The sequence below is a fragment of the Bacillus cereus group sp. BceL220 genome (assembly GCF_051776965.1).
Lineage (GTDB): Bacteria > Bacillota > Bacilli > Bacillales > Bacillaceae_G > Bacillus_A > Bacillus_A cereus.
Genome location: NZ_JBPWBC010000003.1, coordinates 569,916 through 594,298 on the forward strand (window position 1 = coordinate 569,916; position 24,383 = coordinate 594,298).

Here is a 24,383-nt window from a genome sequence, read left to right on the forward strand (position 1 = left end):
TAAAAATAGATAAAAAATAATAGCTGGAAGTGAAGCATTTTAGAAAAAATATAGTTGCTATGAAAGAGGTCTAAACATGTTTTGAGTACAACAAGAGTAGCAAACCATGAAGAGATAATTATTGTACTTAGACATCCCTGTGAGCGCATAATTTAAGGTCAGCTCGAGCAATGGTGTAGGTAATTCGTATACTTTTCGAGCATTTTGTAGAAGAATAATTTTTTGAAGAAAAAGCTGTCTCAAATTTTGGAGACAGCCTTTTTTATTGATGTGGTAGGTGTATTTGTTGGTAATTCGATATAACTTCATTTACTACCGCGCTGTTCAAAAAAGTGCTAAAAAGTGTTTATAAAGAAATCGTATACAAAATCCCATTTAAAGCAAAAGAAGTACGGCCCGTTTCTTCAGAGACAACTAATATAAGTGCATCACTCTTTTCTGATAAGCCTATTGCAGCTCTGTGACGTGTTCCTAGCTCAGGATCAACTTCTGTACTTTTCGTTAAAGGAAGAATATTAGCAGCTGAGACTATATGATTATTTTTTACGAGAACGGCACCGTCATGAAGAGGGTTACCTGGGTAAAATATTGATTCGAGTAATGGCGCAGTTAAATGAGCGTTTAATGTCGTTCCAGTTTGAATGAAAGCTTCAAGCGTCTCATTTCGTTCCACAACGATAAGAGCACCATGTTTTCTAGCGCTTAAATGTTGGATAGCTGTCGTAATAAAAGATGAACTTTCCGTATAAGGTGATAAATATGCCTGAATATAGTATGTAGCTGCCAATGTTTGTACATTTGCTAACATATGATGAATATCTTCCATTTTGCATAAAATACATTCGTCTTCTTTATCGATTGCGTTTCTCATAATCGATAGTTCTTTTTCAGCAATTTCAATCATTTGCTTTGTTTGTATTTTGAGCTCTTCTGACAAGCCCCATTCGTGCATAATCCTCATTCCCTTTAGTGGAGTATTTAACCATAGTGTATACAAATATTCCTAGTAAAATCCTGCTAGATTTTATAAAATATTGAGATACAGCATGTTTTTTTCATATAATAAAGGTATGACGAGCGAGAGGAGAGAGAAGAATGAATTGGAAACAAGAATTTAGTCGCTGGCTTTCTTACGCACAATTAGATGCAGAATTAAAAGAACAGCTAGAAAATATGAAGCAAGATGAGAAGAAAATCGAGGATAGCTTTTATAAAAATCTAGAGTTTGGCACAGGTGGTATGCGTGGTGAACTTGGTGCTGGTACGAACCGTTTAAACGTATATACAGTTCGTAAAGCAACAAAAGGATTAGCAAGCTTTATTGAAAAATTAGGTGAGGAAGCGAAAAAACGCGGTGTTGTTGTAGCCTATGATTCTCGTCATAAATCACCTGAGTTCGCAATGGAAGTTGCTGCTACACTTGGGGCACGCGGTATTACAACATATGTGTTTGAAAGCTTACGTCCAACGCCAGTACTTTCTTTCGCAGTTCGTCATTTATATACAGTAAGTGGAATCGTTCTTACGGCAAGCCATAATCCACCTGAATATAACGGATACAAAGTATACGGTGAAGATGGTGGACAGTTACCTCCAAAAGAAGCAGATGAGTTAATTAGCTACGTAAATGCAGTAGAAGATGAATTAACAGTTGAAGTCGCTGATGTAGAGCAATTAAAAGCTGACGGTTTATTACATATTATTGGACAAGAAGTAGATGATGCATATGCTGCAGAATTGAACAATGTCATCATTAATAAAGAAATGGTGCAAAAGGTCGGCAAAGACTTAAAAATCGTCTTTACACCATTACACGGAACATCAAATATTTCTGTACGCCGTGGTTTAAAAGAAGTTGGGTTTACAGATGTGACAGTTGTAAAAGAGCAAGAGTTACCAGATCCCAACTTCTCTACAGTAAAATCACCGAACCCAGAAGAGCACGCAGCGTTTGAGTATGCCATTCGTGATGGTGAAAAGGTAGGCGCAGATGTATTAATCGCAACTGATCCTGACGCAGATCGTCTAGGTGTAGCAGTGCGTAATCATAATGGTGAGTTCCAAGTATTAACAGGAAACCAAACAGGTGCATTAATGCTTGATTACTTACTATCTCAAAAGAAAGAAAACGGAACGCTTCCGGAGAACGGTGTCGTATTAAAAACAATCGTAACGTCTGAGATTGGTCGTACAATTGCGAAAGCATACGGTTTAGATACAGTTGATACGTTAACTGGATTTAAATTTATCGGTGAGAAAATTAGGCAGTATGAAGAAAGCGGACAATATGAATTCCAATTCGGTTATGAGGAAAGCTATGGTTATTTAATCCGCCCATTCTGCCGTGATAAAGATGCAGTACAATCTGTCCTATTTGCATGTGAAGTAGCTGCATACTACAAATCACAAGGGAAAACGTTATATGACGGTCTATTAGAAGTATTTGAGAAGTACGGTTTCTTCCGTGAAGACCTTGTATCGTTAACGTTAAAAGGAAAAGATGGAGCTGAAAAAATCCAAGAGATGATGGCAACGTTCCGTGAGAATCCTCCGAAAGAAGTAGCGGGCTTAACAGTCGTAGCAGTGGAAGACTATAAAGCAAGCATCGTTACATCTTTACAAGATGGACATAAAGAAGAGATTCACTTACCGAAATCAAATGTGTTAAAATATCAATTAGAGGATGGTTCATGGTTCTGCCTACGTCCATCTGGAACTGAGCCGAAGATTAAGTTTTACTTTGGTGTAAAAGATAGTTCTTTACAAAATAGTGAACAAAAGTTACTTACTATTAAAGAAGACATTATGAATCGTTTATAATACAAAGTAATTTTAAGTAGTAAGGAACAAAAGGGAGCGAAATCTCCCTTTTGTTTTATGTAGGAAATAATTGCTATTGATTCCGACAGGAGAGAGGGTATTTTGTGATGAAAAAAGTAAGAAAAGCGATAATCCCAGCAGCTGGATTAGGAACACGTTTTTTACCAGCAACGAAAGCAATGCCGAAAGAAATGTTACCAATAGTAGATAAACCAACGATCCAATACATTGTAGAAGAAGCAGTGAAATCGGGTATCGAAGATATTATTATCGTTACTGGTAAAACAAAGCGTTCTATTGAAGATCATTTTGATAATGCATTTGAACTAGAACAAAACTTATTAGAGAAGAAAAAATATGAGTTGCTTGAAAAAGTACAAGCCTCTTCAAAAATGGTAGATATTCATTATATCCGTCAAAAAGAGCCGAAGGGACTAGGACATGCTGTTTGGTGTGCGCGTAAATTCATTGGTGATGAGCCGTTTGCAGTGTTACTAGGTGATGATATTGTCCAAGCTGAGAAACCGTGTTTACGTCAATTAATGGATGAGTATGAAAAAACACTTTCTTCTGTTATTGGTGTACAAACTGTTCCAGAGTCGGAAACACATCGCTATGGAATTATCGATCCATTAGAACAAGAAGGTCGTCGTTACCAAGTTCGCAATTTCGTTGAGAAACCAGCACAAGGTACAGCTCCTTCAAACTTAGCAATTATGGGCCGTTACATTTTAACGCCTGAAATCTTTATGTTCTTAGAACAGCAACATGTCGGTGCTGGTGGTGAAATTCAATTAACAGATGCAATCCAAAGCTTAAATGAAATCCAACGTGTATTTGCTTACGATTTCGAAGGAAAGCGCTACGACGTAGGTGAAAAGCTAGGATTCGTTCAAACGACAATTGAAATGGCCCTGCAACACCCAGAATTACGTGATGACATGGTTGTAATGATGAAGAAAATTTTAGAAGAACAAGTGAATCAAGAGTCTTAATTTATAGGTAAAGTCCCTTTTGGATGTACAGTAGAGATATGTAATTTACTGTGCAATCTAAAGGGGACTTTTTATGAAAAAAAGACACTCTAGAGAGAGTGTCTTTAATTAGAACTTAAGTTTTTATCGGTCGGCTTCAATTCATTAGCTTTTGATTTAATTTCATTAGAAATAGCGATATTAATATTTCCGGCAGATTTTTTGTATTCTTGAATTAATGTATTAACATTTTGATTAAATGTAATTAAACTACCGCTTGGAGATTGAGATTGTTCATTAAGTGCAGTCACAATACCATACATTTTTTTATATTCTTCATAGGTTTCTTTGTACTTACTTGGCTGTTCTTTTGCAGCCTCAGAGACCAACCTTAAATCTCTTCCCATGCCGTTATAAAATACATCTACAGCTACAACCATATGATCAATTTCTTTTTTCTTAGATCTAAGAGCAGTATTGAAATCACTTCGGTTATTTATTGCGTTTGACCATGTAGTTGAATACTCGGACAATACATATGATGCAGAGTATTCGAAAGTTTCTATGGTGTTATAAAAAGATGCTGCAGCCTTTAAGTAATCAGCTTCTTTTTTCTTTTGAACTTGAATAGCCTGATATTCTTCCTCTATATTCGTTACTTTTGATATAGTGAAGAGGAAAATAAGGATTGATATAACTGATGTAAGAAATAGTATTATAGATGTTATAAAAACTTTTTTTGCTGCTACTTTTCGTATTTTCTTAATTAATCCGATGATAATAAAGATTACAGCCGCGCATAAACTAATTATAGTAAGAAATAGCAAGAAGAATGCTATACCGTTTCCAAGCATATAGTTCATTCCTAACTCGCCGTTTCCATATAATGTATAACTTCTGTATATACATAGCATGAAAAGTAAAGATAGTACGCCTACACCTATTTTAATAAGTGTGTTTTTTGATAGTTTCACTGACTTTCCTCCAGAACATTGTTTTAATTAAATGTACAAAATATAAGATTTTCTGGACTATCATAACAAAATTTATTTTTAATATGTGTCGTATATTGTCGAAAATAAAAAATGAGTTATTTCAGTATACTGAAATAACTCATTTTTTTTATTATGAAATCGTCGAATGAGAATGCTGATAAGCAGAACGACGCACAGCATAGTATATGCGAGGGGCGATAATAGCACCGATAATTGTAAATGCAATATCTTTTACTGCAAACCACATCATAATCATCCAAGCAGCTTTATAGCTCATATTACCGCCCATAAAGAGATTGACTGCCCCGTACATGTAAGTAGTACCGATTATATAAGTTAAAATAATTCCTGTGAAAGAGGCAATCGCAAATGTAATGAATGTTGGTCTTTCTTTTTGTTCTACTAATTTTCCTGATACGTAAGCAACGATAATAAATGCGATAATAAAACCACCAGTAGGATCTAAAAGTGCTCCAAATCCAGCTTTGAAGTTAGCGAAAATTGGTGCGCCGGCTAAGCCAACGAGCATATATACAGTCATGGATAAGGCACCAAGTCTACTTCCAAGAAGAAGACCTGCTAAAATTGCGAAAAATGGTTGCATAGATAATGGGATGCCTGCTACTTGTAAGAAAGGTGCCCAAGATACAATATTTGCACCGATGGCCATAAGAGCAACGAACATGGCAGCTAATGCTAAATCTAAAACATGTAATCTTCTCATAATGTTAACCTCCTGTTGTTTTTAGGTTAACATTATCGTAGCTAAAATATTTACTTGTTGTCAATCAAAATATTTTGATAAGAAGGCTTTAAATAGTCTCTTAACAACGTATATGGAATACGAAATTGCGGAATTCCACTTGAATACGGAGCAATCTCATATAAAGGGAAATAAATGACGAGATTGTCTGGCTCTAAAAAGAAGTGAAACTTTTTCATACTCATTACCTTTTCAGTTGCATCAGGAAAATAAATACTTTCATTTTGTTTAATTTGTCTTACAATCTCTGCACGGATTACATCTTTATATTTATCTTTTTGTTGAAATAAATCGTCTAAGTGCAGTAGCTTTTTTTCTTTTAAATCAAATGTATTTGCCTTCCACGTATAAAGACCGTGTGCTCCGCCAGTATATTGATAGTAATTCACATATAGGCTAAGAAAAGGTGGTTTGTTTAAAGAGACTTTATAATCAACATTTGCTACGTACGGATGAAATGGTGTACTAGATCCTTCTGTCTCTTTATAGTATTTTTTTGCTTCTTTTTCTAATTTGTTTTTAAATTTGTCAGTGGATTTTTTGTAGTATAAATTGAGCTTATTTTGAAATGTAGAGTCAGAAAAGTTGTGAAAAGAAGGCCTATTTATTTGATATTCTATATAAGGTTTCTTACCTTTTTGCGTTACAGTCTTAACATCGATTGTCAGGTTAGATGCTTTGGCTGTTATTGCACAATTTGGTACAATAGTCAGCAAGGAGAACATAAGCAGTAATATACAAAATTTCTGTTTCATTTAGGTGAAGCCTCCTTATATAAGTGTTATAAGTAGTTTGAAAATAAATAGGTAAAATTATACATTTAATTAAAGCAAGAGAAGGAGGAAGCGATATGGCAAAAACTTTAATGGATTCACTTGGAATTGAGTTGTTAGAGATGACAGAAGATAAGGTGGTTGCTACGATGCCTGTTGATGAGCGTACGCATCAGCCATTTGGATTTTTACATGGCGGTGCATCGGTTGCATTAGCAGAAACAGTGGCAAGTGTTGGTTCATACAATTTAATTGATCAAGAAAAATGTATTTGTTTCGGATTAGAAATTAATGCAAACCACATTCGCTCAAAGAAAGATGGAATTGTAACAGCGATCGGAACACCGATACATAGAGGACAATCGACAATGGTTTGGGATGTTCGTATTATTGATGAAAATGATGATTTACTATGTATATCAAGATGTACAGTAGCAATTAAAGAAAAACGTGAAAAGTAAAAAAGAGGCGCTCTTATGAGCAGCCTCTTTTTCTTATAATTAGAACTGGATTTTCTTCTCTAAGAAACCTTTTAGTTCGCTAATTGGCATACGAACTTGTTCCATTGTATCACGGTCACGTACTGTAACAGCTTTGTCTTCAACTGAGTCGAAGTCGTATGTGATACAGAATGGTGTACCGATTTCGTCTTGACGACGGTAACGTTTACCGATAGAACCAGTTTCATCAAAGTCTACCATGAAGTCTTTAGCTAATTCTGCGAATACTTCAGTAGCACCTTCAGATAGCTTTTTAGATAATGGTAAGATAGCTGCTTTGTATGGTGCTAAAGCAGGGTGGAAACGAAGAACTGTACGAGAATCGTTTTCTAATTGCTCTTCTTCATATGCATCACATAAGAATGCTAATGTTACACGGTCTGCGCCTAAAGATGGCTCGATGCAGTATGGTACGTAACGCTCATTCGTTTGTGGATCGATATAGTTAAAGTCTTCGTTTGAGTGTTCCATGTGACGTTTTAAGTCGAAGTCTGTACGAGATGCAACGCCCCAAAGTTCGCCCCAACCGAATGGGAATTTGAATTCAATGTCAGTTGTTGCATTACTATAGTGAGATAACTCTTCTTCACCGTGGTCACGAAGACGCATGCTCTCTTCAGTCATACCAAGTGAAAGTAACCAGTTTTTACAAGTTTCACGCCAGAATGCGAACCACTCTAAATCTTCACCAGGCTTACAGAAGAATTCAAGTTCCATTTGTTCGAATTCACGTGTACGGAATGTGAAGTTACCAGGCGTGATTTCGTTACGGAAACTCTTACCGATTTGGCCAATACCAAATGGAAGCTTTTTACGCATAGAGCGTTGAACGTTTTTGAAGTTTACGAAAATACCTTGTGCTGTTTCAGGACGAAGGAAGATTTCGTTTGTGCTAGACTCTGTAACACCTTGGAATGTTTTGAACATTAAGTTGAACTGACGGATTTCAGTGAATTCTTCACTACCGCAATCAGGACATTTTACTTCATGTTCTTTCATTAAGTCAGCCATTTGGTCGAAAGTAAGACCATCAACAACCATTTCGATGCCTTTTGCATCTAAAGCATCCTCAATTAATTTGTCAGCACGGTGACGAGCTTTACATTTTTTACAGTCGATCATTGGATCGTTGAAGTTACCAACGTGACCAGAAGCGATCCAAGTTTTAGGGTTCATTAAAATAGCTGCGTCTAAACCAACGTTGTATGGAGATTCTTGAATGAATTTTTTCCACCAAGCTTTTTTAACGTTATTTTTTAATTCGATTCCAAGTGGACCGTAATCCCAAGTGTTTGCAAGACCACCGTAAATTTCAGAACCAGGGAAAACAAAACCGCGATGTTTCGCTAAGTTTACAACTTGTTCCATTGAATACATAAGAAAATCCTCCTTTTGAAAGTTAACGTATTGGCGATGACATACTCTGATACTTTGGAAACGAGCAGTATAGCTAAAAAGAACATAAAAAAACGCTCATCCCAAGGCTTATTTGCCTAGGGACGAGCGTTTGCCCGCGGTTCCACCCTAGTTGATACACAAAAGGTGCATCCACTTTATCATGTATTGCTCGGGACTGCCGTTTCCTTGCGGCTTCAGGCTTTCACTATCCCTGAATCGCTTTTTATGCAAGTACTTATAAGTCCGTCATCGCTACTTATATTAGTAATAATGAACATATTCTAACACGTTCTTTTTTAAATCTCAATAGAGGAACGCGTCTATCTATGATAGAGTCTCGCCTATTTTTTCATTATTTATTCCGTAATTTTCTTTAATATGCTTAATTGCTTCACGCTTACTTAATGGAGCGAGCTCGTTGTTTTGCACGTATTCCCAAACTACATCCGGATTTGTTTTTGCATATTCACGAAGGACCCAGCCAATCGCTTTTTGAATGAAAAATTCTTTTGAAGAATGTAGTTGTCCAATAATCCAGAAAAGAAGTTCTTCATCCATCTTTTGTTTATATTTCAGTTGGAATAAAATAGCGGCGCGTTGTAACCATATGTTATCTGATGCAATCCATTTTGGAATATAAGCAGAAATCAATTCTGGGTGTTTTAAAAAGATAGTACCTAAGAATGTAGGGACGATGCTATCGACAGAGTCCCACCAAGATTTTGTGACAATAAGTTTTTCTAAGAAGGGGATATGAGTTTCGTTTATATGCTTTTTATATTTTTGCATAATATCAAGTGCGGCCGCTTGGAATTCACGTTCTGGTAAGTCCCAAAGCTCACGTACGATAATTTGGAAGTCTTTTTTATCTGGGAGAGTATGTATTTGAATGACGTCTTTTAATAATTGGCGTCTTTCCGGTGTTTGAATACCTAGAAATGGGAAGTGATTTTTCATATAACGAGCCATAGGTTCTGCTTTTTCAGGATTTTTATGAGCTGTGAAATGCTCTTGTAATGCTTTTACAAATGGATGCATAAGTGTTTCTCCTCTCTTATTCTCTTTCTTCTCTTATTATACAAAGAGTTTGGATAAATTTTAAAACATAACTTGCAATGTAATGAAATATGTTGAAAGTAGAGAGGAGAGGATAAGATGGAGGATCAAGGCGTACTAGCAGGTTTCTTTGCTCTTAGTTTTGCGTTTATTCTTGTTATATTGATTTGGGCAATTATTTCATATTTGTTAACGGCTTTTGCACTTTATTCGATGGCGAAAAATGATGGTGCAACGGACGGGGTGCTTGCGTTTATTCCGTTTTTGAATAGTAAGACGTGGGGTGACTTAGCGAAAGATAAATTACCAGATTTTTTGAAAGAAGAAGCAGGGTGGAAAGTATTCGGTATATATGTTGCATGTTTCATTTTTAATTTCGTACCAATTATAAGTTTACTAGCAACAGCTGTATCGATTGTATTGTCTATTTATCTTATCTACGCTATTTTAGACAGATATGGAACGAACTCTATATTATTTACGATTATTCATGTAATCACATTTTCGGTGTTCTTACCGATTCATTTATTTATTATTCGAAATGAACCGGTGAGATATAAAGAGTAGATTTTTCGTTTTGTTGATAAGTCGATATATTTTAGATATAAGTAAAAAAGCGCCCTGATTATCAGAGCGCTCTTTTTACTACATAAGGTAGCGTAAATAAATATAAATGTGAGAAATGATTAATGAAACGATCATAATTGGGAAACCGACTTTTAGGAATTCCATGTAACTAAATTTATGTCCTTCGCGGCTCGCAATACCTGCAACGATTACGTTAGCAGAAGCTCCGATTAATGTTCCGTTTCCACCGAGACAAGCACCTAGTGCTAATGCCCACCATAATACATCGATTTGTGCGTCAGATGGTGATAAGCCTAGCCCGACTGCCATATCGTTAATAAGTGGAATCATTGTTGCAACGAATGGGATGTTATCAATTGTTGCAGAGGCGATACCAGATACCCATAAAATAAGGATGGATGCGTAAGAAATATCTCCGCCTGTTATACCAATTACTTTTTGAGCTAACATTTTAATAAGACCGATATCGATAAGTCCTCCAACAAGTACGAATAGCCCTGCGAAGAAGAAGATTGTTACCCACTCTACGCTTGCAAATACTTCTTCAATTTCATGCTCTTTCACACCAATTAACATAAGTACAGTAGCACCAGTTAAGGCAATGATAGCCGCATCAATATGGAAAATAGAATGAGTCATGAAACCTACAATCGTAAGTCCAAGCACCGTTAAAGATTTTTTCATTAATACTGGATCTTTAATGTATTGTTTTTCATCTAAGCTCATTAATTTTTTAACCTGTACAGGATCGGCAATTAATTGTTTACGGTACATGAAGTAAAGTATTGTTGCTGTAACTCCAATAATAATAATTACGATTGGTGCTAGATTCAATAGGAAAGCATTGAAGTCTAAATGCTTATTGGCAGAACCAATCATAATGTTAGGTGGATCACCAATTAATGTTGCCGTTCCCCCAATGTTTGAAAAAATAATTTCAGAAAGTAAATATGGAACAGGATTTACTTGCAGTATGCGCGTAATAGATAAAGTAACTGGAACAACAAGAAGTACAGTTGTAACGTTATCTAAAAATGCGGAGCCAAGCGCGGTAAGTAGGGAAAGGGAAATTAAAATTTTAATTGGATTTCCTTGTGCCCCTTTTGCTGCTTTAATGGCAACGTATTGGAAAACACCTGATTTACTCGTAATGTTCACCAAAATCATCATACCGATGAGTAGCGTAATCGTTCCCCATTCAATATGTTTCGTAAAGGCGTTATGTAAATCGACGACCCCCACAATTACCATGAATGCTGCACCAAGAAGTGCGATGACAGCGCGATTAATTTTTTCAGAAATAATAATGGCATATGTAATTAAAAAGACTGCGATAGCAAAATAATACTGCCAGTTAGCGAGTTCTTGCGTTGTTTCGTGCAAAAATCTCATCTCCTTTCATTCATTTTTCTTAGTGTGTCAAATATTAACTAGATGAAACACACATAACGTCATTATAAAGTAGAAAAACTGCGGATGTAAATGAAAGGAGGGATTTTGTCATATTTTCTGCATAGGTCATTTTTTCTTATTTTTTAAAATATTTGTGGGCATTTGACATATATATAAGATACATCCAATCTGAATATTTAAAATGGAATTAGCATTCGAGCTTGTTCGTGTAGGAGTGTCAAATAGAAAGGAATGATAAAAATGATAAGGAAGGGATCGTATGGATGAACAACGATTTTTATTTTTAGACTTTGAGTTTACGATGCCCCAGCATAGAAAGAAACCGAAAGGATTTTTTCCGGAAATTATTGAGGTAGGACTCGTTTCAGTTGCTGGCCGTAAGGTGGAAGATACGTATTCATCACATGTCAGGCCGAAAACATTTCCCTCTTTAACGGATCGATGTAAGAAGTTTTTAGGAATAAAACAAGAAGTCGTGGATAAAGGGATTTCATTTCCTGAACTCGTTAAGAAGCTTGCGGAATACGAAACGAAATGTAAACCGACAATTGTAACGTGGGGAAATATGGATATGAAAGTGCTGAAGCATAATTGTGAAATGGCAGGGATAGCTTTTCCATTCTTCGGACAGTGTCGTGATTTATCGCTTGAGTATAAGAAGTTTTTTGGAGAAAGAAATCAAACAGGATTATGGAAAGCAATTGAGGCGTACGGAAAAGTAGGGACAGGGAAGCATCATTGTGCGCTTGATGATGCGATGACGACGTACAATATTTTTAAACTAGTAGAAAAAGATAAAGAGTATTTAGTAAAACCAGCACCTCCAACATTAGGAGAACTCGTTGATTTTTCAAAAGTGTTAAAGAAAGTGAGCACACAGTAACGACCAAATTGCACATTATGTAATTTGGTCGTTTTGTTTTTTAAAGTTTGTAGTCTTTCTTTAACTGTTCTAATGTTTCTAGACTACGCTCTGCAAAAGGTGAATCATCTTCAGAAAATGAATTCATTTGGGTTTCTAATGCTAATTTTAGTGACTTGGTATAATCCGGAATTTCTCCTTCATATTTTTTCACCATTTGCTCTGGAATGTTCGTCTGTTCACGGAAAGCTAAAGCGCGTCTTTCATGGAAAAATGGTACGTCAGCTTGTTTTACGTTATGTAAGTCACCTTGCACCGGATGTTTTAAAACAGCTAATACTTTTACGACGTAACTGCCAGGGCGGCTATTTGTAACTTCGCCGATGTATTTGCCAGTTTTATAAATACCAGTAACGATTTCACCAATTTCAAATGTTTCTCTCATATTTTTCACCTCAAGTTTATAGTAAGGAAAGTAGGAGAAGGAGTCAAAGAAATCATTCACTTTCGGAACGCCCCCTTGAGAATATGGATAGGTTCCACTATAATTTAAAGTTATATAACAGAAAATTCTGATGTTTTACAAATCCTATAATAAGGAGTGTTCTATATGATGCCTTTATATTTTCCGGAAGATAAAACAGAATATATTATTCCAGGGATTGTTTGCGTGCTATTTATAATTGGTGCCGTTGCTACGTGGCGTATGTTCATTCGTGTATCAAAACGCGAAGCGGAGCGATTACAGAAAGTTGAAGAAAAACTATTAGCTGAAAAGAAACAGTAACGCATTTTTGTATGTTTCCCTCTATGCTCGGACAATCTAAGGGCAGAATATATTTTGGAGGGAATGGAATGAAGAAACGGCTTTTTTTCAGTTGTTGTTTATTATTTCTGATGGCAGGTTGTGACCAAGGAAAGCCGAAAGAAATTGAAGTGAAATTACATAATGCTTCAGGAGATGAAGTAGGGACTGCGAAAGTAGTGCAGCAAACAAGTGGCGTGAAAATTACGATTAAAGGAGAAGGTTTCACGCCAGGACCACACGGACTACATGTACATGAAATCGGAGAGTGTAAGGCACCTCGTTTTGAATCATCCGGGAATCATTTTAATCCTGATGATAAAAAACATGGTCTTCTTAATCCGAAGGGTGCAGAAAACGGTGATTTACCGAACGTAGTTGCAGATGGTTCTGGGAAGATTAAAGCGGAAATCGATGCACCTCACATCACACTTGAAGAAGGAAAAACGACGATTCATAGAAAAGATGGAGCGTCTATTATTATTACAGAAAACCCTGATGATGGTATGACACAACCGACAGGTAAATCAGGCGATCGAATTGCTTGTGGTGTAATTGTAAAAAAAGCAGCGGATATGAAGAAAAAGTAAAAGCTACCGTGCTGGTAGCTTTTTTTGTGTAGTATAAGTGAAAATATATCAGCGATTATTGGAATATATCGACCGTAACTTGAAATATATCGACTTACCGACAAAATATGACAAAGGAGTCTGTCCAAGAATGATTAGGGGACAGACTCCTCTATTATTATGAAAACGTATGACGCAGTCTGTTCAAAATTTCTTCTAAAACAGATCGTGGACAGCCGATGTTAATTCGAATATGTTCTTCGCCACCTAACCCGTATTTCTCACCAGGTTCAACGATGATTTTTCCTTTTTCCTCAAGTAATGCAGTACGCTCGTTTTGAGAAAGCTTTAGACGAGAACAATCAATCCATAATAAAAAGCTACCTTCTGGCTTCGTTACGGAAAGAGCAGGTATGTGAGTTTTAATATATTCACAAGCAAATTGAGCATTATCTTCTATATATAATCGAATTTCGTTTAACCAATCATTACATTCTGTATAGGCACTTTGCATCGCTGTGTAGGCAAAGATATTTAACCCGTGGAAGCCTTGTCTATATTGGATAGCTGTAAAGGCGTGACGGAGTTTTTCGTTTGGAATGATAATAATCGAAGCTTGTAATCCAGCGATATTAAATGTTTTACTTGGAGCCATACAAGTGATAGTGCGCTCTGCTAATTCTTCAGATAAGGAAGCGAACGGCGTATGTGTATGGTCTGCATAAATGATATCGGAATGAATTTCATCCGCGACAACGATAACGTCATATTTAGTACATAACAATCCGAGCTGCACAAGTTCCTCTTTCGTCCAAACGCGTCCGATTGGGTTATGAGGGCTACAAAGAAGCATGAGTTTGACACCTTGCTGAAACTGCTTTTCTAAATGCTCGAAGTCTATCACATATGTATCATTTTGTTTCTGTAATGGACTCACGCATAACTGCCTGTTGTTTGTTGTGACCATTTCGAAAAATGGAGGATAAATAGGTGGTTGTACGAGAACGGATTCGTTTTCTTTTGTGAAAGCCTGTATGCTCGTACTAAGAGCTGGAACGATCCCCGCGCTAAAAACAATCCATTCTTTTTGAATGTCCCAGTTATATTGTTTTTTTGTCCAGTTACAAATAATATCTCCAATATTTTCGGGAGGAAGTGTATAGCCGAAAATAGGATGCTCAATACGTTTCTTTAAAGCAGTTTGAATTTGTGTTGGTACTTCAAAATCCATATCAGCAATCCAAGCATGGATAAGTTCTTCGTTTTTATATGTATCCCATTTTATACTATGCGTTCCACGTCGATTGATTGCTTTATGAAATAGTTGCATACGTTTGCCCCCTTCTTCTGTAAAACCAATAAGTTATGAAAGTTCTCTCTCTTCTTATAGAATAGCTGATGTGATAGGATAAAGAAAAGTATTAAAAAGTGAAAAGGCGGGAAGCGAATGGGTACATATGAAAAGATGATAGAGGTTGTGAAGAATTGGGATCCGTTTCAAATGGGACCGGAGTTTTATGAAACAGAAGCGAGCGATGTTGTGAACGTCATAAGTGTGTTTGATGATCCAAAATACATCGCAAAGAAGATTCAACATATATACTTTATGTCTTTTGAGGAAGTACCTGCGCTTGAAAAATGTGAGAAATTAGCTGTGGAATTACTTGTAATAAAAGAAGGCGGAAGCTGTTCATTATAGGCTGTCGGAATTTCCGACGGCCTTTTTTATATTATCCCACTATTTGCCGGGGAGTAAGACCCCCACCTCAAAATTCAGCAGAAGCAAAGAAGTTAGGTGGGGGCTAATTAAAGTTTCACTTTATTGCGCAGAAAAAGCGATAATTTCTTCATAAACATGTTCAGGCTTTTCTTCAGGTAGTAAATGTCCTGTATTTTCGTAAGAAATAAATTTTGAATTCGGTAAATCTTTGTGTAGACGATGACCTACATGTACAGGGACGACGCGGTCTTTTTCACCCCAAATGAGTAGTGTAGGTGTTTCGATTTTTTGTAATTCAGTTGAAGATAAGTCACCTTCACGGTCTCGTATCATGCGAGTTAAAGCGGGAAATATACGGTCGTCATAAAAAGGAGCGGAGTAACCTTTTTTCATTTCATCGTCAATTAATGAGTGATCATGAACGACATTCATTAAGTTATGAACAATACCGCGTCTAATAATCCAGTTCTTTACGTATAAATGAAAGAACGGTAAATAAGAAGAGTATAGTAAAGGTAAGGTTGCGCGTGCTAAATAGCTAGAGCTGCATAGTAAAATCGTTTTTGAAATGAGTTCAGGACGTATACGGTTTACATAGAGAGAAATTTGCCCACCCATAGAGTGCCCAACTAATACAATGTTTGAGAGAGATAAATGTTCAATTAAATCAATAATAATCGTTGCTAAATTGTGATAAGAATACTTAAACAGATGAGACTTATCACTTTTTCCGAACGGTGGTAAATCAAGAGCAATCACTGTTCCTGCTTTCGATAGTAAGGGAATGAGACGACGGTAACTGAATGAGGAAGATAAAAAGCCGTGAACGAGTACGAAAGTAGGACGTTCTGTTTTGTTATCGTGTTCATACAATTCGTAATGAATAGTAGTGCCGCGAGTGGAAAAAGTGAAATAAGGACAAGTATATTCGTGATTCATTTTTTGTCACTCCATTGATTTTTGTTCATATCATCTCCAAGGAAGAAGAAAATATGTTAACAAAAAAAGGCAAGATGACGACGTCATCTTGCCTTTCGTTTATTCAGTATTACCCGCGAACAATATTAGGCGGTGTTTTTCCTTGTAATCCTGCAACTAAATTTTCAGCGGCGGTCATAGCCATTTGCTGCCTAGTTTTTAATGTTGCAGATCCGATGTGTGGTAAAGTTACAATATTTTGTAATGATAAGAGTGGATTATCTTTTTGAATCGGCTCTTGTGTAAATGTATCGATACCTGCTGCAAAGATTTTCTTTTCTGTTAAAGCATGGATTAACGCTTCTTCATCTACTGTTTTCCCGCGAGAAGCATTAATGAAGATTGCTGTTTCTTTCATTAATGAAAATTCCTTTTCTCCAATAAGGTGATATGTTTCATCTGTTAATGGAGTAAGAAGAACAATAAAGTCAGACTGCTTCAGTAGCGTTTGTAAATCACAATATGTAGCATCGAATTTTTGTTCAGCTTCTTCTTTACGACGGCGGTTATAGTAAAGAACATTCATATCAAATCCGAATTTTGCTCGTTTTGCAACGGCTTCTCCAATTCGGCCCATACCGATAATACCAATTGTGCTATGGTGTACATCTAGTCCGAAGTGTTCTTTTCCGATTTCAGCGTTCCATTCACCATTTTTCACGTAAGAATCGAGTTCGCAAACGCGGCGCCCAGCTGATAGCATAAGGGCGAAAACGAGATCAGCTACTGTATCATCTAATACGTATGGTGTATTCGTTCCGATAACATTTCGGTTTTTCATCGCTTGTAAATCAAAATTATCGTAACCGACAGAAATGTTGCTCACTACTTTTAAGTTAGGAGCCACTGTCAGTAATTCTTCATTAATAGCAGATCCGAAATTTAATAACCCATCTTTATCTTGTATTTTCTCTAATAGAACATCACGAGGTACTTTCTCATTTTGATCCCATTTTTCATAATCACAGTGTTCTGATAAATAGTTTTCTACAAATGTTGGAACTGGTTCAGCAATATAAACTTTTGGTTTCACGGTTCCATCCCCTTTCGCTTTATCACGCATTTTTCCGCTGATTAAAGTTTCACTTTATTTTGACATAATTCAATAGAAAAATCTTCTTTTCAAACTGGAAAGGGTATTTGTATAATTTAGACACAAACGAAAAGGAAGGATGATTTATATGGTGACAGAAAAAGAATTAGAATTATTAGCTTGTCTTGAAAAGAGTAGTCGATTATCTGTAGATACATTAGCGAAGCTGTTAAATATAGAGGTAGAAGAAGTAAAGAAGATGGTTGCGAGGTTAGAAAATGAAAAGATTATTGTGGATTATGTAACACATATTGATTGGACGAAGGTGAAAGAACATACAGGTTTAACGGCAATGATCGATGTGAAAGTTACGCCAAAGCATGGCGTTGGGTTTGATGCGGTTGCTGAACAAATTTATCGTTATTCAGAAGTGAAATCCGTTTATTTAATGTCAGGGACATATGATCTTTCTATTACATTAGAAGGGAAAACGATGGGAGAAGTAGCGATGTTTGTTTCTGAGAAATTAGCAACAATTGAATCTGTTGTTTCTACAACTACTCATTTCATTTTGAAGAAGTATAAACATGAGGGTGTTATTTATGAAAAAGACGATGATGATAAGCGAATTGTGGTGACACCATGAAGCAATTTGAACTATCTAGATCAGCAGAATCTTTAAAACCATCTGGTATTCGAAAATTTTTTGATTTAGCAGCAAATATGAAAGGTGTTATTTCCCTCGGGGTAGGAGAGCCGGATTTTGTTACACCTTGGAATGTAAGGCAAGCATGTATTCGTTCTTTGGAACAAGGGTATACGTCATATACAGCAAATGCAGGATTATTGGAGCTCCGTCAAGAAATAGCAAAGTATCTAAAAAAACAATTTGCAGTATCTTATGATCCAAGTGATGAAATCATTGTTACAGTTGGAGCGAGCCAGGCGTTAGATGTAGCGATGCGCGCCATTATAAATCCTGATGATGAAGTGCTCATTATTGAACCGAGCTTCGTTTCTTATGCACCACTTGTGACATTAGCTGGAGGAGTTCCGGTTCCTGTGGCGACTACGTTAGAAAACGAGTTTAAAGTACAACCAGAACAAATTGAAGCAGCTATTACAGCGAAAACAAAGGCAATTTTGCTTTGTTCACCAAATAACCCGACAGGTGCAATGCTAAATAAATCCGAGCTTGAAGAAATAGCAGTGATTGTTGAGAAGTACAATTTAATCGTATTATCTGATGAAATTTATGCAGAACTTGTATACGACGAAGTATATACAAGTTTCGCGAGTATTAAAAATATGCGTGAGCATACGATTTTAATTTCAGGATTTTCAAAAGGATTTGCGATGACAGGATGGCGCCTCGGTATGATTGCATCTCCTGTTCAATTTTCAGAATTAATGCTCAAAATCCATCAGTATTCAATGATGTGTGCACCGACGATGTCTCAGTTTGCAGCACTTGAGGCGTTACGTGCAGGGAACGATGAAGTAATTCGAATGAGAGATAGCTATAAGAAGCGTCGTAACTTCATGACGACATCTTTCAATGAAATGGGCTTAACGTGTCATGTGCCGGGCGGAGCATTTTATGTTTTTCCTTCTATATCTTCAACCGGATTATCTTCAGCGGAATTTGCAGAACAGTTATTGTTGGAAGAAAAAGTGGCCGTTGTCCCTGGTAGCGTATTTGGCGAAAGTGGTGAAGGATTTATTCGTTGTTCATATGCGACGTCGCTTGAACAACTTATGGAAGCGATGAAGAGAATGGAACGATTTGTAGAAAATAAAAAAAGGACAAAACGTAATACGCTTTGTCCATAAAAGGGGGGGAATACTAGAAAGCCATGTGTTAGTAGTCTATCCCAATATTGGAGAATTATACTTCTTTAAGGGAAATTTTTCATGAATTTTGAATGAGTTCTGTCATAGTGGTATAATTTACTAATATAAGGTATACGCATTCTAGATATCATTATCTAGAATGCGTACTAACCAATCGGATATTTAAAATAAATATATCTGCTTTGCTCTCTATAATTGTAGAGAGAATGGTAAACGTATGGGAGTGTTTCATATGTCAGAACAATATACAACAGGAGTGGTTGTAACAGGGAAAGTGACTGGAATTCAAGATTACGGTGCATTTGTAGCGTTAGATGCAGAAACACAAGGACTTGTGCATATATCTGAAATTACAAATGGATATGTAAAGGATATTCATGACTTTTTAAAAGTCGGCGATACAGTAGAAGTAAAGGTACTTTCAATTGATGAAGAGCACAGAAAAATGAGTTTATCGTTAAAAGCGGCGAAAAGAAAACAAGGAAGGATTCTTATACCGAACCCATCTGAAAACGGATTTAATACGCTGCGAGAAAAGTTGGCAGAATGGATTGAAGAGTCCGAGTTAACAAAGTAAAAGAGGAACGCATATGAGCGTTCCTCTTTTACTTTATCTTATGATATATATTTGCAAATATGATTGCATGCAATCATATTCGTATGTCGGAGGTGAAAGGACATACTGATTATCGAATTTCGTTTGTTTCTGGGTGCGTACCAAGATTTTCAGATGGTTTAAACAGTAAACCAAGGTTGATAAGCCCAGATATACCAACGATGCCGTAAATAATACGTGCAAGAGCTGAATTTTGTCCGCCGAAAATGGCTGCTACTAAGTCAAACTGGAAAAATCCGATTAGTCCCCAGTTCACAGCGCCAATTACAGTAAAGACTAATGCGATACGTTGCAAAGTACTCATGAAAAAGCCCCCCTTAATTGTGAAGCATGAGCAAGCGATGAGTTAATTAACTCTTTTATAGAATGGGGTAGTTATGTTGTTTTTATACATAAAAAATGTTCGAAAGAGGATGTATATACATCTATACCGAAAAATGCGAATTTTTATGCAAAAAATGAACTTTTTCTAAAAAATATATATTGGTTACGTTTACAATGGTTGAATCGCTTGATTTACAACTTCAGTTTCGCTAAAGTGAATACAGAAATACATATCCATAATTGGAGGGAAAAAGATGAGTACACATGTAACGTTCGACTATTCTAAAGCGTTATCCTTCATCGGTGAACATGAAATCACTTATTTACGTGATGCAGTGAAAGTAACACATCATGCAATCCACGAAAAAACTGGAGCTGGGAACGATTTCCTTGGGTGGGTAGACCTTCCGCTTCAATATGACAAAGAAGAATTCGCTCGCATTCAAAAATGCGCAGAAAAAATTAAAAACGACTCTGACATTTTACTTGTTGTAGGTATTGGTGGTTCTTACCTAGGAGCACGCGCAGCAATCGAAATGTTAAGCCATTCTTTCTACAACACGCTATCTAAAGAACAACGTAAAACTCCACAAGTGCTATTTGTTGGACAAAACATTAGCTCCACTTACATGAAAGATTTAATGGACGTATTAGAAGGTAAAGACTTCTCTATTAACGTTATTTCCAAATCAGGTACAACAACAGAGCCAGCACTAGCATTCCGTATTTTCCGTAAGTTATTAGAAGAGAAGTATGGAAAAGAAGAAGCTCGCAAACGTATTTATGCAACTACAGATAAAGCACGTGGTGCATTAAAAACATTAGCTGATAACGAAGGTTACGAAACATTCGTTATTCCAGATGATGTTGGAGGACGTTTCTCTGTATTAACGCCAGTTGGTTTATTACCAATCGCAGTAAGTGGCTTAAATATTGAAGAGATGATGAAAGGTGCAGCTGCTGGTCATGATGACTTCGGAACATCAGAACTAGCAGAAAACCCAGCTTACCAATACGCAGTAGTTCGTAACGCTTTATACAATAAAGGAAAAACAATTGAAATGCTTGTTAACTATGAGCCAGCACTTCAATACTTCGCTGAGTGGTGGAAACAGTTATTTGGTGAAAGTGAAGGAAAAGATCAAAAAGGTATTTTCCCATCTTCAGCAAACTTCTCAACTGACTTACACTCATTAGGTCAATACGTTCAAGAAGGTCGTCGTGACTTATTTGAAACAGTTCTTAAAGTAGGTAAATCTACACATGAACTAACAATCGAATTAGAAGACAACGATTTAGACGGATTAAACTACCTTGCTGGTGAAACTGTAGACTTCGTAAACACAAAAGCATACGAAGGTACATTACTTGCACATAGCGACGGGGGAGTACCAAATTTAATCGTAAATATTCCTGAATTAAATGAGTACACATTCGGTTACCTTGTATACTTCTTCGAAAAAGCATGTGCGATGAGCGGCTACTTATTAGGCGTAAATCCATTTGACCAACCTGGCGTAGAAGCATACAAGAAAAACATGTTTGCTTTACTTGGTAAACCAGGATTTGAAGAATTAAAAGCAGAATTAGAAGAGCGTTTAAAATAATAAAAAGCGACCGGATTCCGGTCGCTTTTTATTATTTTATCGAAAAGTCCATCAGTATATTCAAACTAGAGTGGGTATGCTAAAGGAAAAGTCTTGGAGGGATGGACTTGATTCCGATTCAATCAAATTTAGAAGGACGTACATATGCGTTATATAAATTAGAAGAGGTTATGAAACCACTTGGATATAGTATTGGTGGTAATTGGGATTATGATAAAGGATGCTTCGATTACAAAATCGATGAAGAAGATGGGTATCAATTTTTACGAGTGCCGTTTACAGCAGTAGATGGTGAACTAGATGTACCTGGTGTAGTAGTCCGTCTTGAAACGCCGTATATTCTTTCGCACGTATATCAAGACGAACTAGATGATAATGTGAATACTTTAACCGCGGGAACGAGTGGGATGGATCAATTTGCTGAACCGAAAGATCCAGATGCAGAAGTGAAAAGAAAATATATCAATATTGGAAAAGTGCTCATGCGGGAACTAGAAAAACATTTTCTTAATGGTGAATAACAATGAGTACGTCGCTTTCGATAAGAATGAAAGTATGGACTGGGTTAATCATATATTGATCGTCGCGCTTTATACCTAGTAAGAGAATGTTTTGTTTTAAAAGGGTATAGCTACAATTTGCAAAGGTTTGTCCGGTGCAGGACGGAGAAAGCTCCATCAGTTGTAATTTATTATCAGAGATTTCATCGTAAAGTGAGAATAGTACACCTGAAATAGAAGGGAATAAAAGAGAAGCGGTAAATACATAACTCGTTAATTTATTTCCTTCTATAATTTCTGACGCGCCAGCTCTCGTTGCATTTTGAATTTGTTCAGTAGTAAGTAGTTCTGCGATGCAGTGAATGTTTGGATTGAGTCCTTTTGCAGTTAAAATATTTAAAATGGATTGTGTATCTGCTAAGCTTTCGTTCTTTTCTTTATCCGCTGTTATTAATATGGTGTGTGCCGTTTTAATATTAGCTTTTAATAAAGTTTGATCGTGGTGCGGACAACCTTTTATAAATTCTAAATGATGAAATGGTTTTGGGAGTAAAGAAAGTGTTTCATCAATTAAAACGATATCAAGGTTTGGTTGTAATACATGCATTTGCTTTACAACATGTTTTGCACGCTCATTCCAGCCAACGATAATCATATGACCGTTAGAGGTAGCGGCTTCTTCACCTTTAATTTTCATATATTGTTTACTGATCATCTCAGTAGCGAATAGAACCATATAATAAGAACAAAAGCCAGTTCCTAATAAAATAATACTTATACCTATTAGTTTTCCTATCGTTGTATGGGGAGCAAAGTCGCCATATCCAACTGTAAAAATGGTAACGATTGACCACCAAATTCCGTCAAACCATGTAGTGAAATGAGAGGGTTCTAATCTATGTATAAGAAAACCAGAAAAAGCAGTGAATACAATAATAAAACAAATTAAACGAAAAATAATGGAATCACGAAATGTATCTACTAAATTCGGACGGGATTTCAATAGTAAATTCCTCCTTGTTTTGCAGGACTACATTCATTGTTACCATTATAGAAAAAAGAAAAACTCTCTAATTAAAGAGAGTTTGTTTTATGCTACATACTTTCCACTTCAGTTTGTTGGACACTTTCAAGATGTTGAAGAGCATAGTAAACATCAGCAGTAGGTCTTTTTTGATCAATGGACAGTTTAAGATGTAAATAGTGAGAACCGTTTTCTAATGTTTTAAGCTTCATATTCTTAACTTTTATATCCATTTCCTTTATTTCTTCAATTACGATTGGGATATTGTCCATATTTCGTACAACAAGTTTCACAGCGATATCACGTTGACGAAATGACCTAGGGCCTACATATTTCATCGCGAGTGGTATAAGTTCGACACTAATCATAAGGAAACACATTCCGAAAATCGCCTCGATATAGAAACCAGCTCCAACGGCAATACCAATACCAGAAGCACCCCAGATCATAGCGGCAGTCGTGAGTCCTGCAATGCTATCGTTGCCTCTTCTTAAAATTACGCCAGCACCTAAAAAACCAATTCCTGATACAATTTGAGCGGCAAGTCGAAGTGGATCCATATTCATATGATCGGTATGTGGTAAGTTATAAGCTGCTTTAATAGAAACAATCGTTAGGAGGCAACTAATAATAGAAATAACTAAACACGTTTTTAAACCAAGTGGTTTCCGTTTTAATTCGCGTTCTAAACCAATGGCAAACCCTAAAATAGCCGAGAGACCTAGTTTGATTAATAAATCGGTATAGTCCATATATATTCCTCCTTGTATGATATGGTATATGAATAAAACGCTTAGTATAGAAAGAAACGTTTTTTGATAGAGTAACTTTATATAAAATATATGTAGGAATTACTCATACATGAAAGAGATATTTCGTTTAAGTATATGATATTAAAAAAGAAATGTGGGCAGTTTTAAAAAAAGTTTATAAAAGGTGTTGCATTTCATTTTTCACCATGATATATTAATAACCGTCGCTGATGCGGAAACGCAGAAAACGACAAAAAAAGAAATTGAAAAACTTAGTTGACATCGAAAAACGAAGATGTTAACATAAGGAAGTCGCAAATGAGCGACCAAGTAGTTCTTTGAAAACTGAACGAAACAAACAACGTGAAACGTCAATTTTTATTTTTAGATGCTAGACAAACTAACTTTATTGGAGAGTTTGATCCTGGCTCAGGATGAACGCTGGCGGCGTGCCTAATA

Annotated in this window: 27 protein-coding genes; 13 read left to right on the top strand and 14 right to left on the bottom strand. The window is 36.3% G+C overall.

Translation table 11 applies throughout. The features are described 5' to 3' along the window. Nucleotides 1–346: 346 nt before the first annotated feature. On the bottom strand, nucleotides 347–952 hold the full coding sequence (cdaS, locus tag ACS2FK_RS11955) for a sporulation-specific diadenylate cyclase CdaS (RefSeq protein WP_000545250.1): 606 nt from the start codon (nucleotides 950–952) through the stop codon (nucleotides 347–349). 143 nt (nucleotides 953–1,095) lie between these two features. Between cdaS and ACS2FK_RS11960 the strand changes: the two genes are divergently transcribed. Both ACS2FK_RS11960 and galU read left to right on the top strand, forming a co-directional pair. Further along, nucleotides 1,096–2,820 (top strand): phospho-sugar mutase, encoded by a 1,725-nt coding sequence (locus ACS2FK_RS11960; RefSeq protein WP_001104228.1) that lies wholly within the window; start codon nucleotides 1,096–1,098, stop codon nucleotides 2,818–2,820. 107 nt (nucleotides 2,821–2,927) lie between these two features. Beyond that, nucleotides 2,928–3,815, top strand: coding sequence for a UTP--glucose-1-phosphate uridylyltransferase GalU (galU, locus tag ACS2FK_RS11965; protein WP_000757822.1), 888 nt, complete (start codon nucleotides 2,928–2,930; stop codon nucleotides 3,813–3,815). 104 nt (nucleotides 3,816–3,919) lie between these two features. Here the strand turns inward: galU and ACS2FK_RS11970 are convergent, their stop codons facing one another. The 3 genes from ACS2FK_RS11970 to ACS2FK_RS11980 all read right to left on the bottom strand — a co-directional run bounded on the left by ACS2FK_RS11970 (nucleotide 3,920) and on the right by ACS2FK_RS11980 (nucleotide 6,307). Beyond that, nucleotides 3,920–4,768: a hypothetical protein gene (locus tag ACS2FK_RS11970; protein WP_048538404.1), complete on the bottom strand. Its 849-nt coding sequence runs from the start codon at nucleotides 4,766–4,768 to the stop codon at nucleotides 3,920–3,922. A 151-nt stretch (nucleotides 4,769–4,919) separates the two neighbouring features. Further along, complete coding sequence (locus ACS2FK_RS11975) at nucleotides 4,920–5,513, bottom strand: biotin transporter BioY (RefSeq protein ID WP_001253379.1); 594 nt, start codon at nucleotides 5,511–5,513, stop codon at nucleotides 4,920–4,922. A gap of 50 nt (nucleotides 5,514–5,563) precedes the next feature. Beyond that, nucleotides 5,564–6,307, bottom strand: coding sequence for a DUF3298 and DUF4163 domain-containing protein (locus tag ACS2FK_RS11980; protein WP_000810334.1), 744 nt, complete (start codon nucleotides 6,305–6,307; stop codon nucleotides 5,564–5,566). A 95-nt stretch (nucleotides 6,308–6,402) separates the two neighbouring features. On the opposite strand from ACS2FK_RS11980, the gene ACS2FK_RS11985 reads away from it, so the two are divergent. Next, a complete protein-coding gene (locus ACS2FK_RS11985) occupies nucleotides 6,403–6,786 on the top strand; it encodes a hotdog fold thioesterase (RefSeq protein WP_001140612.1) in 384 nt (127 codons plus the stop codon). Nucleotides 6,787–6,825: 39 nt separating this feature from the next. Here the strand turns inward: ACS2FK_RS11985 and ACS2FK_RS11990 are convergent, their stop codons facing one another. After that, nucleotides 6,826–8,202 carry a glycine--tRNA ligase gene (locus ACS2FK_RS11990; RefSeq protein ID WP_000287154.1) on the bottom strand — a complete coding sequence of 459 codons (1,377 nt, stop codon included), beginning with the start codon at nucleotides 8,200–8,202 and terminating at the stop codon, nucleotides 6,826–6,828. Between the two features lie 345 nt (nucleotides 8,203–8,547). Then, nucleotides 8,548–9,261 carry a DNA alkylation repair protein gene (locus ACS2FK_RS11995; RefSeq protein WP_000553300.1) on the bottom strand — a complete coding sequence of 238 codons (714 nt, stop codon included), beginning with the start codon at nucleotides 9,259–9,261 and terminating at the stop codon, nucleotides 8,548–8,550. A 117-nt stretch (nucleotides 9,262–9,378) separates the two neighbouring features. On the opposite strand from ACS2FK_RS11995, the gene ACS2FK_RS12000 reads away from it, so the two are divergent. Continuing rightward, nucleotides 9,379–9,846, top strand: coding sequence for a hypothetical protein (locus tag ACS2FK_RS12000; protein ID WP_000390061.1), 468 nt, complete (start codon nucleotides 9,379–9,381; stop codon nucleotides 9,844–9,846). Between the two features lie 78 nt (nucleotides 9,847–9,924). On the opposite strand, the gene ACS2FK_RS12005 is transcribed toward ACS2FK_RS12000, so the two are convergent. Beyond that, on the bottom strand, nucleotides 9,925–11,250 hold the full coding sequence (locus ACS2FK_RS12005; protein ID WP_000545210.1) for an ArsB/NhaD family transporter: 1,326 nt from the start codon (nucleotides 11,248–11,250) through the stop codon (nucleotides 9,925–9,927). A gap of 289 nt (nucleotides 11,251–11,539) precedes the next feature. Here ACS2FK_RS12005 and kapD point away from each other — a divergent pair, with 289 nt between their 5' ends. Then, complete coding sequence (gene kapD / locus ACS2FK_RS12010) at nucleotides 11,540–12,163, top strand: 3'-5' exonuclease KapD (RefSeq protein ID WP_000344360.1); 624 nt, start codon at nucleotides 11,540–11,542, stop codon at nucleotides 12,161–12,163. 40 nt (nucleotides 12,164–12,203) lie between these two features. Here kapD and ACS2FK_RS12015 read toward each other — a convergent pair whose 3' ends face one another. Next, nucleotides 12,204–12,587, bottom strand: a complete 384-nt coding sequence (locus ACS2FK_RS12015) for a kinase-associated lipoprotein B (RefSeq protein WP_063549376.1) — start codon at nucleotides 12,585–12,587, stop codon at nucleotides 12,204–12,206. Nucleotides 12,588–12,752: 165 nt separating this feature from the next. Between ACS2FK_RS12015 and ACS2FK_RS12020 the strand changes: the two genes are divergently transcribed. Together ACS2FK_RS12020 and sodC are read left to right on the top strand one after the other, a co-directional pair. Continuing rightward, nucleotides 12,753–12,929: a hypothetical protein gene (locus ACS2FK_RS12020; protein ID WP_000982763.1), complete on the top strand. Its 177-nt coding sequence runs from the start codon at nucleotides 12,753–12,755 to the stop codon at nucleotides 12,927–12,929. 68 nt (nucleotides 12,930–12,997) lie between these two features. Further along, nucleotides 12,998–13,537 (top strand): superoxide dismutase [Cu-Zn], encoded by a 540-nt coding sequence (gene sodC / locus ACS2FK_RS12025; RefSeq protein WP_023523265.1) that lies wholly within the window; start codon nucleotides 12,998–13,000, stop codon nucleotides 13,535–13,537. A gap of 157 nt (nucleotides 13,538–13,694) precedes the next feature. Here the strand turns inward: sodC and ACS2FK_RS12030 are convergent, their stop codons facing one another. Continuing rightward, nucleotides 13,695–14,846, bottom strand: a complete 1,152-nt coding sequence (locus ACS2FK_RS12030) for a MalY/PatB family protein (protein ID WP_001175830.1) — start codon at nucleotides 14,844–14,846, stop codon at nucleotides 13,695–13,697. A gap of 117 nt (nucleotides 14,847–14,963) precedes the next feature. On the opposite strand from ACS2FK_RS12030, the gene ACS2FK_RS12035 reads away from it, so the two are divergent. Then, nucleotides 14,964–15,215 carry a YugE family protein gene (locus ACS2FK_RS12035; RefSeq protein WP_000537641.1) on the top strand — a complete coding sequence of 84 codons (252 nt, stop codon included), beginning with the start codon at nucleotides 14,964–14,966 and terminating at the stop codon, nucleotides 15,213–15,215. Nucleotides 15,216–15,335: 120 nt separating this feature from the next. Here ACS2FK_RS12035 and ACS2FK_RS12040 read toward each other — a convergent pair whose 3' ends face one another. Together ACS2FK_RS12040 and ACS2FK_RS12045 are read right to left on the bottom strand one after the other, a co-directional pair. Beyond that, nucleotides 15,336–16,175 carry an alpha/beta fold hydrolase gene (locus tag ACS2FK_RS12040; RefSeq protein ID WP_001015204.1) on the bottom strand — a complete coding sequence of 280 codons (840 nt, stop codon included), beginning with the start codon at nucleotides 16,173–16,175 and terminating at the stop codon, nucleotides 15,336–15,338. A gap of 109 nt (nucleotides 16,176–16,284) precedes the next feature. Beyond that, entirely contained in the window at nucleotides 16,285–17,277 is a 993-nt protein-coding gene (locus ACS2FK_RS12045) for a 2-hydroxyacid dehydrogenase (protein WP_063548923.1), read from the bottom strand. Between the two features lie 118 nt (nucleotides 17,278–17,395). On the opposite strand from ACS2FK_RS12045, the gene ACS2FK_RS12050 reads away from it, so the two are divergent. From ACS2FK_RS12050 to yugI, 3 genes are all read left to right on the top strand, one after another. Further along, the gene (locus ACS2FK_RS12050; RefSeq protein WP_000255696.1) at nucleotides 17,396–17,893 is read left to right on the top strand and encodes an Lrp/AsnC family transcriptional regulator; all 498 of its coding nucleotides are present in this window, start codon (nucleotides 17,396–17,398) and stop codon (nucleotides 17,891–17,893) included. Then, on the top strand, nucleotides 17,890–19,080 hold the full coding sequence (locus ACS2FK_RS12055; RefSeq protein WP_063548921.1) for an aminotransferase: 1,191 nt from the start codon (nucleotides 17,890–17,892) through the stop codon (nucleotides 19,078–19,080). Before ACS2FK_RS12050 ends, ACS2FK_RS12055 begins: the two co-directional genes overlap by 4 nt. Nucleotides 19,081–19,333: 253 nt before the next feature. Further along, a complete protein-coding gene (gene yugI / locus ACS2FK_RS12060; protein ID WP_000003764.1) occupies nucleotides 19,334–19,678 on the top strand; it encodes a S1 domain-containing post-transcriptional regulator GSP13 in 345 nt (114 codons plus the stop codon). A gap of 109 nt (nucleotides 19,679–19,787) precedes the next feature. Here yugI and ACS2FK_RS12065 read toward each other — a convergent pair whose 3' ends face one another. After that, the gene (locus ACS2FK_RS12065; RefSeq protein ID WP_000105788.1) at nucleotides 19,788–20,021 is read right to left on the bottom strand and encodes a DUF378 domain-containing protein; all 234 of its coding nucleotides are present in this window, start codon (nucleotides 20,019–20,021) and stop codon (nucleotides 19,788–19,790) included. A gap of 274 nt (nucleotides 20,022–20,295) precedes the next feature. Here ACS2FK_RS12065 and ACS2FK_RS12070 point away from each other — a divergent pair, with 274 nt between their 5' ends. Both ACS2FK_RS12070 and ACS2FK_RS12075 read left to right on the top strand, forming a co-directional pair. Continuing rightward, nucleotides 20,296–21,648, top strand: coding sequence for a glucose-6-phosphate isomerase (locus ACS2FK_RS12070; protein WP_000103663.1), 1,353 nt, complete (start codon nucleotides 20,296–20,298; stop codon nucleotides 21,646–21,648). 107 nt (nucleotides 21,649–21,755) lie between these two features. Next, nucleotides 21,756–22,169 (top strand): YugN-like family protein, encoded by a 414-nt coding sequence (locus ACS2FK_RS12075; protein ID WP_000612347.1) that lies wholly within the window; start codon nucleotides 21,756–21,758, stop codon nucleotides 22,167–22,169. On the opposite strand, the gene ACS2FK_RS12080 is transcribed toward ACS2FK_RS12075, so the two are convergent. Beyond that, nucleotides 22,156–23,151 (bottom strand): potassium channel family protein, encoded by a 996-nt coding sequence (locus ACS2FK_RS12080; RefSeq protein WP_000842316.1) that lies wholly within the window; start codon nucleotides 23,149–23,151, stop codon nucleotides 22,156–22,158. The genes ACS2FK_RS12075 and ACS2FK_RS12080 overlap by 14 nt on opposite strands. Before the next feature lie 92 nt (nucleotides 23,152–23,243). Beyond that, entirely contained in the window at nucleotides 23,244–23,924 is a 681-nt protein-coding gene (locus ACS2FK_RS12085; protein WP_000386677.1) for an MgtC/SapB family protein, read from the bottom strand. Nucleotides 23,925–24,383: the final 459 nt, after the last annotated feature.

Coding starts and splice junctions, on each gene's coding strand:
- ACS2FK_RS11990 (WP_000287154.1), bottom strand. CDS start 8,202: ATGTATTCAATGGAACAAGTTGTAAACTTAGCGAAACATCGCGGTTTT.
- ACS2FK_RS11980 (WP_000810334.1), bottom strand. CDS start 6,307: ATGAAACAGAAATTTTGTATATTACTGCTTATGTTCTCCTTGCTGACT.
- galU (WP_000757822.1), top strand. CDS start 2,928: ATGAAAAAAGTAAGAAAAGCGATAATCCCAGCAGCTGGATTAGGAACA.
- cdaS (WP_000545250.1), bottom strand. CDS start 952: ATGCACGAATGGGGCTTGTCAGAAGAGCTCAAAATACAAACAAAGCAA.
- ACS2FK_RS12015 (WP_063549376.1), bottom strand. CDS start 12,587: ATGAGAGAAACATTTGAAATTGGTGAAATCGTTACTGGTATTTATAAA.
- sodC (WP_023523265.1), top strand. CDS start 12,998: ATGAAGAAACGGCTTTTTTTCAGTTGTTGTTTATTATTTCTGATGGCA.
- kapD (WP_000344360.1), top strand. CDS start 11,540: ATGGATGAACAACGATTTTTATTTTTAGACTTTGAGTTTACGATGCCC.
- ACS2FK_RS12030 (WP_001175830.1), bottom strand. CDS start 14,846: ATGCAACTATTTCATAAAGCAATCAATCGACGTGGAACGCATAGTATA.
- ACS2FK_RS11960 (WP_001104228.1), top strand. CDS start 1,096: ATGAATTGGAAACAAGAATTTAGTCGCTGGCTTTCTTACGCACAATTA.
- ACS2FK_RS11985 (WP_001140612.1), top strand. CDS start 6,403: ATGGCAAAAACTTTAATGGATTCACTTGGAATTGAGTTGTTAGAGATG.
- ACS2FK_RS11975 (WP_001253379.1), bottom strand. CDS start 5,513: ATGAGAAGATTACATGTTTTAGATTTAGCATTAGCTGCCATGTTCGTT.
- ACS2FK_RS12035 (WP_000537641.1), top strand. CDS start 14,964: ATGGGTACATATGAAAAGATGATAGAGGTTGTGAAGAATTGGGATCCG.
- ACS2FK_RS12045 (WP_063548923.1), bottom strand. CDS start 17,277: ATGCGTGATAAAGCGAAAGGGGATGGAACCGTGAAACCAAAAGTTTAT.
- ACS2FK_RS11995 (WP_000553300.1), bottom strand. CDS start 9,261: ATGCATCCATTTGTAAAAGCATTACAAGAGCATTTCACAGCTCATAAA.
- ACS2FK_RS12020 (WP_000982763.1), top strand. CDS start 12,753: ATGATGCCTTTATATTTTCCGGAAGATAAAACAGAATATATTATTCCA.
- ACS2FK_RS12065 (WP_000105788.1), bottom strand. CDS start 20,021: ATGAGTACTTTGCAACGTATCGCATTAGTCTTTACTGTAATTGGCGCT.
- ACS2FK_RS12070 (WP_000103663.1), top strand. CDS start 20,296: ATGAGTACACATGTAACGTTCGACTATTCTAAAGCGTTATCCTTCATC.
- ACS2FK_RS12055 (WP_063548921.1), top strand. CDS start 17,890: ATGAAGCAATTTGAACTATCTAGATCAGCAGAATCTTTAAAACCATCT.
- ACS2FK_RS12050 (WP_000255696.1), top strand. CDS start 17,396: ATGGTGACAGAAAAAGAATTAGAATTATTAGCTTGTCTTGAAAAGAGT.
- yugI (WP_000003764.1), top strand. CDS start 19,334: ATGTCAGAACAATATACAACAGGAGTGGTTGTAACAGGGAAAGTGACT.
- ACS2FK_RS12000 (WP_000390061.1), top strand. CDS start 9,379: ATGGAGGATCAAGGCGTACTAGCAGGTTTCTTTGCTCTTAGTTTTGCG.
- ACS2FK_RS12040 (WP_001015204.1), bottom strand. CDS start 16,175: ATGAATCACGAATATACTTGTCCTTATTTCACTTTTTCCACTCGCGGC.
- ACS2FK_RS12085 (WP_000386677.1), bottom strand. CDS start 23,924: ATGGACTATACCGATTTATTAATCAAACTAGGTCTCTCGGCTATTTTA.